Consider the following 12718-nt stretch of genomic DNA (forward strand, 5'->3'; position numbering starts at 1 on the left):
GCGCCACGCTCAACCGAGCCGCTCGTCCTCGAGCGCGGCCAGCGCGAGGGCGGCGAGCCCCCAGGGGTGGTCCCGCCCCGGCCGGACGGCGAGGTAGCCCGCGCGCGGCAGGACCGGCAGCGGGATCGTCGGCCCCGAGATCTCCGGCAGCGACCACCGGCCACCGGTGCGGTCGACGGCGCCGACCACCGCGGCCAGCGCGCGGCGTGCGGGGCCCAGGTACTCGGGCCCGAGCAGCCCGAGCCGGACCGCCCGCAGCCATCCACCGGCGACCAGTGCCGTCGCGGACAGCTCGCGGTATCCGCCGGGGGCGTCGAGCAGGGTGGGCCACGTGCCGTCGGGGCGCGCGCGTGCGAGCAGGGCGGCGCTCGTGCTCGCCAGGACCTCGCGCAGCCGGCCGAGACCGACGTCGGTCGCCGGTCGTCCGACACGCGACACAGCTCCGTCGGCACCCTTTGAAGGTGCTCCCGCACCGTGGTGGGCGAGGGGCCGCTCCCCCGCGAGGGGCCGCTCCACGAGCAGCGGCTCGGCGATGAGCGGGAGCGCCGCCACCGCCCAGGCGTTGCCGCGCGCCCAGGCGACGCGCGGGTAGCGCCGCCCGTGCACGCCGCCGAACCTGCCCGGCGCCCACCACGCGTGCGACCACAACCCGGTGGCCGGGTCCTGGAGGAGGTCGGCGAAGGCACCGGGCATCGCGGCTGCCATCGAGGTCAGGCGCGCGTCGGAGCGCCCCGCCCCCTCGCGCGCCGCGAGCACGCCGACCATCATCAGCGAGTCGACCCACACGGACCGCGGGTAGTACCGCGCGTACCCGGACGAGCCGAGGTGGTTCGCCGCTCCCCCGCCGTCGGGTCCGCCGACGACCTCCTCGGCGAGTGCGAACGACAGAGCCCGGTCGGTCGCCTCGGCGTAGCGCGCCTCTCCGGTGCGGCGGGCGAGCTCGGCGGTGACGAGCGCCGGCGCGATCGTGTCGGCGCTGACCGGACGCACGCCACGGGCGAGGTGGTGGTCGGCGAAGCGGGCGAGCCAGGCACCGTAGCCGCGGTCCCCGGCGGCGGCCTCGACCTCGGCGAGCGCGTGCCCGAGGAGGGCCGGCCCCCACATCCACGGCCGCACCGGGCGCCCGGCGTCTCGCGCGACGACGTCGTCGAGCAGGTCGACCGTGCGAGCCAGTGCGTGCCTCACCGCGTCGCCCCGACCCGACCGCGCTCGGTGAGCTCGAGCATGTGCCCGCCGTGGTGGACCGTGATGCGTTCGGGGAACCGCTCGACCTCGGTGTCGCCGAACGCGAGCCTCGGGTGCGGGCGGCTGAGCGGGACGCCGTCGCGCTCGAGGGCGCCGCGCCAGTGCAGCCGCCACTCGCCGGCGGGGACCTGGCCGGTGTGCCTGTCCGCCTCGGTTGCTCGCGCCCCCTCGTCCCCCTCGAGTCGCAGGACGAGCGTGCTCCCCCCGTCCCGGGTCTCGAGGCCCGCGTCCCGCACCCGGTCCCGGAATGCCTCGAACCCCTCCTCCGCGTCGGCCACGACCACGGCCCAACCGGTGAGCAGGCCGGCCTGGACGAGCTCGTCGCCGTCGCCGACCCGGAGCGGACGCAGGGAGCGGACACCGACGAGGCCGTCGCCGGAGCGGGCCACGAGCCAGTCGTCGCCCCGCTCCGCGCGCTCGAACCGCTCGGTCGGCCACAGCAGGTGCGACCACCGGTGGCGCTCCCGCTCGAGGTAACCGTGGCGACCACCGAGCCGGTGGAGGGCGAGCAGGACCTGCCCGTCCTGCGCCACCTCGGGGTTGCGGCCGTTCCCGGTCCAGGCCGAGGGCGAGAAGTTGCGGGCGACGTCGTCGAACATCGCCCGGCCCGGGTGGGTGGCCAGGACCGCGACACCGCCGGGCAGCGTGGCCTGCCACAGGTGCTGCTGGTCGCCGTACGCGCCCGCGTGGTGATGCTGCGCGGAGGACAGGGCCAGGCCCCCGCGGCGCCAGGTCGTCACGTCGGCCCGGCGGATCGACACGCCGCGGGTGGCGGGGTCGACGCCGCGCACGAGCGCCGGCAGCGATCGGCGCGGGAGCCGCCGGAAACCGCCGAGCGGGGCGAGGAACCGGTTGTTCCACAGCTGCCAGCGCTCCATCAGCTCCATGGTCGTCACCACCGACTCGGGGTCGGTGAAGGACTCCATCGACCACAGCAGCAGGCCGGTACGCTCGAGGTCGCGCGGGTCATCGACGTAGCCGGCGACCTCCTCGACCTCGAGGCCGAAGCTCGCCCTGACGAGCAGCGGGGCGGTCTCGGCGACGATCGCCCGCGCCACCTCGGGCGCGCGGTAGGACGACACGCGCACGAGCCCACCGAGCCGGTCCGCCGCGGCGGACCGGCCGTCCTCCGCCGCAGGGCCGGTTCCGGGGCCACGTCCGGGCACCGCCGGGCCGAGCAGCTCCGCCAGCACCGGCGCGACCTGCTGGGTCTCCGGCTCGAGCTTCTGCTCCCCGTAGGCCCGGCCCGCGCTCCCGACCAGCAGCCCTCCGGCCGAGTGCAGCGCGAGGTCGAGCACGAGGAGGTCGAGGACGCCGCGGGCGCGCTCCCGCAGGCCGTCGTCGGCCGCGACGTCGACGAGGACGGCGAGCGCGGCCGCGTCCTCCTCGTAGTACGTGGGTGAGAGCCACTCGACGAAGCCGATGCGGAACCGGTCCGCGAGCCACGTCCGCAGGCGTCCCGCGGCCCGCCCGGCGTGCTCCGCGCCGGTGAGGCCCGAGGCCGTGAACTCGGCGTCCGGGTACGCGAGGCCGGCGGCGTGCTCCGCGACCGCCGCCACGACCTGGTGGTTCTCCGACCACAGGCACATCGAGTCGTCCCCGGGCACGTCGAGGGAGTACCGGAAGCCGGTGAGGCTCTCTCGTATCCGCTCGCGGACCGCGATCGGGAGCCGCCAGGGCGCGGAGTCGACGTTCGGGCCGGTCCCCGGGCCCGAGTCGCCGGCGCGCGTCCTCGCGCCCGCGCCGTGCGACACGTCCGGCACCGGGGCTGCGTCGTCGTCGTGCGTCCCGCCCCGGGCGTTCGCGAGGTCGGCGTGCACGACCCGCGCGAGCGTGAGGGCACGGAAGTCGGCGCAGTCGATCCGCAGGTCGACGAAGCGGGCGCGATCGAGCAGGGGGGAGACGTCGACGGGTCGTCCGGCCACGAGGTCCGGCAGGGCGGCGAACCCGGCGGGCCCCATCTTCTCCCCCATGCCGGGGTCGTAGGACGGATGGATCTGCTCGCCGCGCGCGAACCGGATGAGTCGCCGCGGGCTCATGACGCCTCCACCCCACCCGCGCGCCGGGACGCGAGCTCGTCCGCGGTGGCGAGCGCGCGCTCGCGGGAGATCGAGTAGTCCCGCGCCACCTGCCGGCCCGCGAGCAGCATGCCCGCCACGCCGATCCCGAGCACGAGCCGGATCCCCCACTGCGTGGCGTCGGACTGCTCGACCACCTCGTTGTCCGCGGGCGCGACGTAGCCGGTGAGCTCGAGGACGAGGCCGATGACCTGGACGACGACCGCCGTCGCGAGGCCGCGGACGAACGTCATCATCCCGCTGAACGACCCGGCGTCCCGGCGCCCCGTGGCGAGGTCGGCGTCGTCGACCACGTCGCCGAACATCACCCACGGCATGAGCTGGGCCCCCGCCATGCCCGTGGCGAGCAGGAGCGCGACGGCGTAGACGCCCCAGGCCGGCCACGACGCCGGGTACAGGGCCACCCCGAGGGCGGCGACGACCCCGAGCGGCAGGAGGGTGCGGTAGACGGTCACCTTGGCCACCCGGCCCACGAGGGCCGTGACGATCGGGTAGGCGCCGACGTTGACGGCGATGAAGATCCCGAGGACCACCTGGGTGCTCACGCCGGTGACGACGTAGAGCGTGTAGTACAGGAGCGTCGTCGTGATGATGTCGAGGGCCAGGGAGTGGCTGAGGTACATCCCCAGCAGCCGACGGAACGTCCGCAGCCGCAGCGGGGCGGTGAAGGTGCGCAGGGACACGGACTGGACGCTCGTCGGCAGCGGGGTGCGCTCGCGGGACACGAGGGCCGAGACCAGCACGCACGCGGTGAACACGGCGCCGACGCCGAGCACGATGCCCAGGTAGAGGCCGGTGGCGGACAGGTCGCCCGAACGGTAGGCCTCGAACAGGGCGGTCGCGAGCAGCGAGCAGACGGCGGACGAGACGGTCGAGAGCAGCAGCCGCAGGGTGTTGGCCCGGTTGCGGACGTCGTAGTCCGTGGCGATCTCGGTCGACAGGGACGAGTACGGGACCGCCATGACGGTCTGCACCGTGGCGTACAGGACGTAGGACGCGACCGCCCAGACGAACATCGGCAGCTGCCCGGTGGCCGGCACCTGCGGCAGCCACAGCAGCGCCATCGCGGGGACGAGCAGGATCGCTCCCACCACCATGAACGGCCGGCGCCGGCCCCACCGAGTGCGCGTGCGGTCGGACAGGGCGCCCATGAGCGGGTCGTTGACGGCGTCCCACACCTTGGCCACGAGCACCACCGACCCGGCGAGGCCCGGCCTGAGGCCGACCACGTCGGTGAGGAAGATGAGGTAGAGGACCGAGATGAGCGAGCTCGCCCCGCCCATGAAGACGTCCCCGACGGCGAACCCCAGGCGCTCGCCCCGGCCGGGCTGATCGCTCCCGGACGCACCGCCGGCCGCCGGCCGGTCGGTCTGCCCCGGCGGCCGGTCGGTCTGCCCCGCCGGACGGTCGGTCTGCCCCGCGCGTCGCGCGACGGCTCCGTCGTCCGGACCGGGTGGGGCGACGCGCGCGGGATCAGGCACGGCGCCGCTCGCGGACCCGGACCGAGATCTCGATGGGGGTGCCGACGAACCCGAACTCCGAGCGCAGGCGGTTCTCGATGAAGCGCCGGTAGCCCGCCTCGATGAAGCCCGAGGCGAACAGGACGAACCGCGGCGGCCGGGTGGAGACCTGGGTGGCGAAGAGGACGCGCGGCTGCTTCCCGCCGCGCACCGGGTGCGGGTGGGCGGCCGCGAGCTCGCCGATGAAGGCGTTGAGGCGCCCGGTCGGGATGCGGGTCGACCACGAGTCGAGCGACGCCTCCAGCGCGCGGGCGAGGCGGTTCGTGTGCCAGCCGGTCATCGCCGCGAGGTTGATCCGCGGCGCCCAGGTGACCTGGACGAGGTCCCGCTCGATCTCACGCTCGAGCATGTGGCGCCGCTCGTCGTCGACGAGGTCCCACTTGTTCATGACGATGACGAGCGCGCGACCGGCGTCGACGACCTGCTGGACCACGCGGAGGTCCTGCTCGGCGAGCGGCTCGGACGCGTCCATGAGCACGACCCCGACCTCGGCGCGCTCGATCGCCGCCTGGGTCCGGATCGAGGCGTAGTAGTCGGCCCCGCTGGTCTGGTGCACGCGCCGCCGAATGCCGGCGGTGTCGACGAACCACCAGGGCACGTCGCCGAGGTGGACGATCTCGTCGACCGGGTCGCGCGTGGTGCCCGCGACGTCGCTGACGACGACCCGCTCCGTGCCGGCGAGCGAGTTGAGCAGGGACGACTTGCCGACGTTGGGGCGTCCGACGAGGGCGACGCGACGCGGGCCACCCGGCGGGATCGGGGCCGCCACGGCCGAGACCTCGGGCAGCACCGCCATCGCCGCGTCGAGCGCGTCGCCGCTGCCCCGGCCGTGCATCGCCGAGACCGGGTGGGGCTCGCCGAGGCCGAGCGACCACAGCATGGCGGCGTCGGGCTCCTGGTAGGCGGAGTCGACCTTGTTGGCCACGAGGACGACCGGCTTGCCCGAGCGGCGCAGGAGCTGGACGACGCGCTCGTCGGTGTCGGTCGGCCCCACGGTGGCGTCGACGACGAGGAGGACGGCGTCGGCCAGGTCGATGGCCGTCTCCGCGGCCTGCGCGACCTGTGCGTCGAGGCCGCGGGCGTCGATCTCCCAGCCTCCGGTGTCGACGAGCGTGAAGCGTCGCCCGCTCCACTCGGCGGGGTAGCTCACCCGGTCCCGCGTGACGCCGGGGGTGTCCTGGACGACCGCCTCCCGGCGGCCGAGGATCCGGTTGACGAGGGTCGACTTGCCCACGTTGGGACGACCGACGACGGCGAGGACCGGCAGCCCGGACTCGATCTCCTCGTCCGGCTCGAGCTCGCCCTGACCGCCGAGCACCGCAAGGTCCTCGTCGCCCAGGTCGTACTGGCGCAGGCCCGCGAGGAGCGCCTCGGCCCGGCGTGACTCCTCGGCGTCGTCGGACTCGGGCACCTCGGGGCGCTCCGGCGGGACGTCGGAGTCCCAGTCGCCGACGACGTAGCCGGGCTCGGTGGGCTCGGTCGGACCGTCGGGTCCGGGTGTCTCGGTCATCGGGGGTCCTCGTCGTCGGGTAGCGGGATGCCGGTGCGCGCCACGGAGTCGGCGACGTGCGCCGCGAGCGCGCGGCCGATCTGGTCCATCGCCGCGGTGATCGCGGTGCGGCCCGAGGCGCCGGCGGGCACCTCGATGGTCAGCGGCTCACCGATGACCACGGTCAGCCTCGCACGCGGCGGCGAGACGTACGAGCGCGGCGTGCCGGGGGGTCGGGTGCCGAGGATCGCCACGGGGACGACCGGCGCGCCCGACTGCACGGCGAGCCAGGCGACCCCGGCGTGGACCTGGCTCGCGTCGCCGCGGCCGCGCGAGCCCTCGGGGAAGATCCCGACGACCCGCCCTTCGGCGAGGAACTGCTTGGCGATCTGCAGCGCGTTGCGGCCGGCCTTGCGGTCCACGGGGATCTGGCCGGCGAGGGTCATGAGGAAGCCGAGGGGGCTGTCCCAGAACTCCTGCTTGATGATCATGTGCGAGCCGCGCGGGAGCGCGCCGTGCAGGAGCGGACCGTCGACGATGCCGGTGTGGTTGGACGCGACGATGACCTGGCCGGACGCCGGGATGTTCTCCGCGCCGATGATCCGGGTCCGCCACCAGCCGTGGGCCAGCACCTGGCCGACCCGCCGGGACCAGACCGGGCCCCAGCGGAAGATGTCGTCGGCGGAGGTGCGCCGGCCGCGGGAGCGGGGGTCCTTCTCGGTCATCGGGTTCCCTTCGTCGAGGACACCAGCGTGAGGACGGCGGCGATCACCTCGGGCAGGTCGAGGTCGGACGTGTCGAGGGTGGTCACCCCGTCCGCGGCGGTGAGGAAGCTCGTGGTCGCGGAGTCCGCGGCATCGCGGCCGAGGACCTCCGCGCGGGTCGCGTCGACGGCGGCGGCGTCGCTCGAGCCGCGCACCTCGCGTGCCCGGCGGGCGAGCCGCGCCTCCTCGCTGGCGGTGAGCAGGAGTCGGACATCGGCGTCGGTGGCCAGGACGGTCGTCACGTCGCGGCCCTCGGCCACCACCCCGCGGCCGCCCGAGACGGAGTCCTGCCCGGTCGTCGTCTCGTCGACGACGATCGAGCGCTGGCGCCGCAGAAGGTCCGCACGCACGGCGAGGTTCGAGGCCACGGCGGCGACCCGGCGCGTGAGCTGCGGGGTGCGGATCGCCTCGGACACGTCCTCGGCGTCGAGCAGTGTGCGCGGCCGGTCGGGGTCGAGGACCATCGTCAGCGGCATGGTGGCGACGCGCGCCGTGACGGCCGCGGGGTCCGGGTCGACGAGGTCGACGTCGCCGGACAGGCACCAGTGGGTGGCCGCCCGGTACATGGCGCCGGTGTCGAGGTAGGCGAGACCGAGCTCGCCCGCGACCCGGCGGGCGACGGTCGACTTGCCCGAGCCGGCGGGTCCGTCGATGGCGACGAGCAGCCCGTCCCCGCGTCCGGGCAGGTCGGGCCAGCGGCTCGCGGGCTCTCCCGGTGTGTCCTGCGTGGTCATGAGGCGACGACCCTCCAGCCTCTCGTGTCGAGCTCGGTCTCCAGCTCAGCGGCGGCGGACGGCACCACCGACAGTCGGACGAGGCCCACGCTCTGGCCCGCCGAGTGCTCGATGGTGAGGTCCTCGATGCTCACGCCCGCGTCCCCCACCTCGGTGAACAGGCGCCCGAGCTGGCCGGGCGCGTCCGGGACGAGCACGGTGACCTCCGCGTAGCGGCGTGGCGCTCCCCCGTGCTTGCCCGGGATGCGGGCGGCGCCCTCGTTGCCGACCCGGATCGCGTCGGCGAGCGGGCGCACCGCCCCCGGGGCGAGCGGGTCGGCGACGCCCGCGTCGAGCGCGGCGACCACGTCGTCGAGCGTGTCACGGATCGCGCGCAGCTCGGGCGCGAGCGCGGCCGCGTTGCCGGTGAGGATGGCGCTCCACAGCCGAGGGTCGGCGGCGGCGATGCGCGTGGTGTCGCGCAGGCCCTGGCCCGCGAGGCCGAGCGCGGCCTCGTCGGCATGGGTGAGCCGCCCGGCGACCAGCGAGGACAGGACCTGGGGCAGGTGGGAGACGACGGCGACGGCGCGGTCGTGCTCGTCCGCCGCCATGTCGACGACGAACGACCCGACGTCCTGGGCGAGCGTGCGCACCACCCGCACCGCGTCCGCCGAGGAGCGGCCGGTGGGGACGACGACCCACGGGCGACCGGCGAACAGGTCGGCGTCGGCGCCGGTCGCGCCCGAGCGCTCCCGACCGGCCATCGGGTGCGAGCCGACGTAGCGCTCCGCGTCGGCGCCTGCCGAGGCGAGGATCTCCTGGGCGACGACGTCCTTGACGGACGCCACGTCCGTGACGACCGCGCCCGGGTGGTCGGCGAGCTCGCGCAGGGCGACCTCCGCCGCGACGTCGGGCGGGGTGGCGACGACGACGAGCGCTGGGGAACCCTGACCGGATACGTCACCGTCGCCCGTGGCGGACGCACGAACCGCCTCGTCGATGTCGCCCGCTCCGAGGTCGCGCGCGAGGGCCAGCGAGATCGGGGACGTGTCGGCGAGCCGGACGTCGACCCCGCGTGCCCGCAGGGCGAGGCCGAGGCTCGCGCCGAGCAGGCCGGTCCCGACGATCCGGACCGGTCCGGCGGTCGCCGAGGCGGGTCGGGGAAGGTCGGCGGTCACCGGGGAAGGCTAGCCCAGGCGGCGCGCCGTCCCGTGGTCACGCGCCGTCCCGAGGTCGGATGCCGTGCCCCACCGCGTCAGGAGGTGCCGTCGCCCCGGGCGGCCGCCCCCTCGGCGGCCACCGCCTCGCGCGCGAGCCGCTCCCCCAGCTCCGCCGCCGTCGCCAGGGCGGCGGCCCGCTCGGACTCGGCGCGCTCCTTGAGCGGTGCCATCGCCGGCACGAGGTCGGCGAGCGTGGCGTCCGCGCCGATGTAGGTGAGCTCCATGCCCATGGCTCCGCCGAGCACCGCCTCGAGGACCGGGCGGGCGTGGTCGGCGGGACCGGCGTCGTCGTCGTACGTCGCTCCGCGGGCGGAGACGACGATCGCGGGGCGGCCGGCGAGCGGCTGCGTGTCGAGCTCGAGGAACGGAGCCGTCATGCCGAGGACGTGCACGTGGTCGAGCCACGCCTTGAGGGTCGAGGGCAGGGTGTAGTTGTACAGCGGAGCGCCGACGAGCAGGACGTCGGCCCCGATCAGCTCGCCGACGAGCTCGAGCTGGAACTCCTCGACCCGGTGGCTGATCGTCGCCCCCGTCGGGCGCAGCGGCGGCGCGCAGTGCAGGTCGGCGTGCGGGAGGTGCGGAACCGAGTCGTTGTGCAGGTTGCGCCACGTGACGCTCGTCCCGGCGACGGACGACCAGGCGTCGGCGAACGCCCCGGTGATCGCGCGGGAGACGGAGCCGTCGGGGCGGGCGGAGGAGTCCAGTCGCAGGAGGTGAGCCATGCCACCGCAGGCTACCGGCGCGGCGGGCGGGTGTCCCTGTGTCACCGCCGAGGCGTGGCCCCGGACCGACGGACGCGGGCCACCACCATGACGAGGGCGACCACCGCCGCGGCGGCGAGGGCGGCGGTCGCGGCCGGGACGGACTCGAGGTCACCGGTGAGCCGGGCGACGCCGACCCATGCCAGGCCCCAGCAGATCGCCACGCCCGGCGCGAGGCGTCCGCGGTCCCACAGGGCGAGGGCGCAGCCGACGAGGCCGGCGAGGGCGAGCACACCGACCGACCACACGTCGGGGGTGCGCACGGACTCACGCAGGCCGGCCTCCGCGAGCACGGCCGCGACGTTCGCGACGGTGGCCACGACGATCCAGCCGAGGTAGAGGCCCATGGTGCCGTCCGTGACGATCGCGTCCACGGCTCCCGTGGGTGCCCGGCGCCCGAGGATCGCGGCGACGATCAGCAGGGTCCCGAGCAGGAGCGCCATGACGACGACGCTCACGGCGAGCCACCCGGCCTGGACGACGAGCAGCCACGCGGCGTTGAGCAGCATCGACCCGGCCACGAGGTAGCCGACGCGGCGGTGCCGCTCCGCGCTCGCCTGCCCGGGGAACCACTGCCACACGGCGTAGGCGACCAGCCCGAGGTAGATCACCGACCAGATCGAGAAGGCCGGGGAGGCGGGGGCCACGTGGGTGGCGTCCGCGGCGAACGCCCCACCGGCGGCCTCGGCCATCGGGTCGCCGCCGAGAGCGCCGGAGCCGACCATGGCGCCGAGGATCGCGAGCGGCGCGCTGACGGAGACGACGACCTGCCGGAGCCGGTCGGCCCTCGTCGGCGCCGGGGCCGTCCGGGCCGCGGGGTCAGGTGCCGGTGCGCTGTGCGACATGCGATGTCCTCTCGTGCCGGGTGGCCCCCCGTTCCCAGGCCGCCACGGGCCCGGGGACCTCGGTGAACGACGGGTGCGGGTCGGGACGGCTGACGTCGGCGAGCTGCCGACGCACGTCGGGGCTGCGGAGCTCGAGCTTGGCGAGCAGGTGGGCCCACTCGTGGGTGAGCTGCCCGTGCGTGACGGTCATGGTGCTCACGGTCGCTCGAGCGTCCGCCTGCGCGACGATCTTCGACCGGTCGAACCGATAGCCGCGGGCGTCCGCCTCGTCGGCGATCCCGTCGAGGTACCGGCCGAGGGACGCGAGCGGGTCGGCCTCGGCGCGGAAGCGGTCGACCTGGGGGTGGTTCGCGTAGCCGCCCGCGCCCCTGACCAGGACCGACTGGGCGAGCAGCGCCTCGCGCCACGCCGCGGTCAGTCCCTGGCGGTCGAGGTACTGAGGGTGGAGGGACCAGAGACGCACCTACGCACCCGCCCGTCCGCGGACGGCCGCGGTGGTGCCGGCACCCTCGCTCGCCGCCGCGTCGGAGTCTCGTTCCGCTCCGGCGCCGCCGTCCGCTCCCCCGGCGCGGCGCGGGTCCTCCTCGGCCGCCTCCGCGGCCGCGGTGATCCGCTCCGTCATCCCGCCGAAGATCACGGCGTGGAACGGGACGAGCACGAGCCAGTACAGGCGGCCGGAGAGTCCACGCGGGTGGTAGATCGCCCGCTGCCGGTAGACCGAGCCGGTCCCGTCGGGCTCGACGCCCAGCTCGAGCCACGCCCTGCCGGGCATCCTCATCTCCGCCCGGAGCCGGAGCAGGCGCTCCGGCTCGAGCGCCTCGACCCGCCAGAAGTCGAGCGCGTCGCCCACGTGCAGTCGCGCGGCGTCGCGCCGGCCGCGGCGCAGCCCCGCGCCGCCCGCGAGCTTGTCGATCGCGCCCCGCACGGCCCAGGCGAGCGGGAAGGAGTACCAGCCGTTCTCGCCACCGATCCCCTCGATGAAGGGCCACAGCGTCCGGGGTGAGGCGGTCGTCGTCCGCGTGCGGTCGTCGGTGAGCACGCGCTCGCCGGCCCAGTCCGGGTCCGACGGCAGCGGGTCGCTCGGCGCGCCGGCGGGGGTCGCGCCGCGCCAGCTCGTCGGCACGTCCCGGTCGGTGGTCCGGGCGAGAGCGAGCCGGACCGCCGTGCGGTACGGGAGCAGCCCCACGTCCGGCGGGGGCACGACCGCGTCGATGTCCCGCTCCGTGACGACGCACGAGTGGCGCAGCGAGCCCACGACGGGCACCGCCAGGTCCCGCGGGATCGGCGTGACGAGGTTGATCCACTGCGAGGCCAGCCAGGGCGTGAGCACCGGCAGGGCGATGATCGTCCGCCGCGGCAGCCCGTGCTCGCGCGCGAACCCGTTGAGCATGTCGGCGTACGTCAGCGCGTCCGGTCCCCCGATGTCGAACGCGCGGTCGATGTCGCCCGGCACCGACGCGAGCTCGACCAGGTAGTGCAGCACGTCCCGGACGGCGATCGGCTGCACCGAGTTGCGCACCCACCTGGGCGCGGGCATGAGCGGCAGCACGTCGGCGAGGTGCCGCACCATCTCGAACGAGGCCGACCCGGACCCGATGATCGTCCCCGCCTGGAGGACGACGGACGGCACGGAGCTCGCCAGGAACACCTCCCCGACCGCCACGCGTGAGCGCAGGTGCGGCGAGAGGGGTTCGTCCCTGGGGTGCAGCCCGCCGAGATAGACGATGCGGCGTACCCCGGCGGCCTCGGCGGCCCGCGCGAACCTCCGTGCGGCGCGCAGCTCGTCCCCCTGGAAGTCGCCGCGGGCGGACATGCCGTGCACGAGGTAGTAGGCGACCTCCACGCCGTCCATCGCCTCGTCCGGGGGCGGCCCGTGCAGCAGGTCGCCCTGCCGGACGTCGATGTCCGCGGCCCACGGGACGTCGCGCAGCTTGTCCGGCGTGCGGACGAGGGCCCGGACGCGGTGGCCCGCCTCGAGCAGCTCGGGGACGAGGCGCCCGCCGACGTAGCCGGTGGCGCCGGTGACGAGGACCGTGCGCGGTCGGTCGGCCCTGCGCACGGTGCGGCGGGTGGTCGGGTCCAT

At 75.5% G+C, this 12718-nt stretch carries 11 protein-coding genes; all 11 read right to left on the minus strand.

Annotated features, from left to right (window positions below; all coding sequences use genetic code 11):
* Window positions 1–9: 9 nt before the first annotated feature.
* The gene (locus ACZLMO_RS11640) at window positions 10–1185 is read right to left on the minus strand and encodes a glycoside hydrolase family 88 protein (protein WP_463653840.1); all 1176 of its coding nucleotides are present in this window, start codon (window positions 1183–1185) and stop codon (window positions 10–12) included.
* The gene (locus ACZLMO_RS11645; protein WP_463653841.1) at window positions 1182–3284 is read right to left on the minus strand and encodes a hypothetical protein; all 2103 of its coding nucleotides are present in this window, start codon (window positions 3282–3284) and stop codon (window positions 1182–1184) included. Before ACZLMO_RS11645 ends, ACZLMO_RS11640 begins: the two co-directional genes overlap by 4 nt.
* Window positions 3281–4804: an MFS transporter gene (locus tag ACZLMO_RS11650; protein ID WP_463653843.1), complete on the minus strand. Its 1524-nt coding sequence runs from the start codon at window positions 4802–4804 to the stop codon at window positions 3281–3283. Before ACZLMO_RS11650 ends, ACZLMO_RS11645 begins: the two co-directional genes overlap by 4 nt.
* Entirely contained in the window at window positions 4797–6353 is a 1557-nt protein-coding gene (der, locus tag ACZLMO_RS11655) for a ribosome biogenesis GTPase Der (RefSeq protein WP_463653844.1), read from the minus strand. The genes ACZLMO_RS11650 and der overlap by 8 nt, the downstream gene beginning before the upstream one ends.
* Entirely contained in the window at window positions 6350–7057 is a 708-nt protein-coding gene (locus ACZLMO_RS11660; RefSeq protein ID WP_425714139.1) for a lysophospholipid acyltransferase family protein, read from the minus strand. Before ACZLMO_RS11660 ends, der begins: the two co-directional genes overlap by 4 nt.
* On the minus strand, window positions 7054–7830 hold the full coding sequence (cmk, locus tag ACZLMO_RS11665; protein WP_425714140.1) for a (d)CMP kinase: 777 nt from the start codon (window positions 7828–7830) through the stop codon (window positions 7054–7056). Before cmk ends, ACZLMO_RS11660 begins: the two co-directional genes overlap by 4 nt.
* Entirely contained in the window at window positions 7827–8987 is a 1161-nt protein-coding gene (locus tag ACZLMO_RS11670) for a prephenate dehydrogenase (RefSeq protein ID WP_425714141.1), read from the minus strand. Before ACZLMO_RS11670 ends, cmk begins: the two co-directional genes overlap by 4 nt.
* 77 nt (window positions 8988–9064) lie before the next feature.
* Window positions 9065–9751 carry an FMN-dependent NADH-azoreductase gene (locus ACZLMO_RS11675; RefSeq protein ID WP_463653845.1) on the minus strand — a complete coding sequence of 229 codons (687 nt, stop codon included), beginning with the start codon at window positions 9749–9751 and terminating at the stop codon, window positions 9065–9067.
* Between the two features lie 41 nt (window positions 9752–9792).
* Entirely contained in the window at window positions 9793–10635 is an 843-nt protein-coding gene (locus tag ACZLMO_RS11680; protein WP_463653846.1) for a TspO/MBR family protein, read from the minus strand.
* The gene (locus ACZLMO_RS11685) at window positions 10610–11098 is read right to left on the minus strand and encodes a pyrimidine dimer DNA glycosylase/endonuclease V (protein ID WP_463653847.1); all 489 of its coding nucleotides are present in this window, start codon (window positions 11096–11098) and stop codon (window positions 10610–10612) included. Before ACZLMO_RS11685 ends, ACZLMO_RS11680 begins: the two co-directional genes overlap by 26 nt.
* On the minus strand, window positions 11099–12718 hold the full coding sequence (locus ACZLMO_RS11690) for an SDR family oxidoreductase (RefSeq protein ID WP_463653848.1): 1620 nt from the start codon (window positions 12716–12718) through the stop codon (window positions 11099–11101). It abuts the gene before it with no gap.

Source organism: Georgenia sp. G2120, assembly GCF_055326485.1.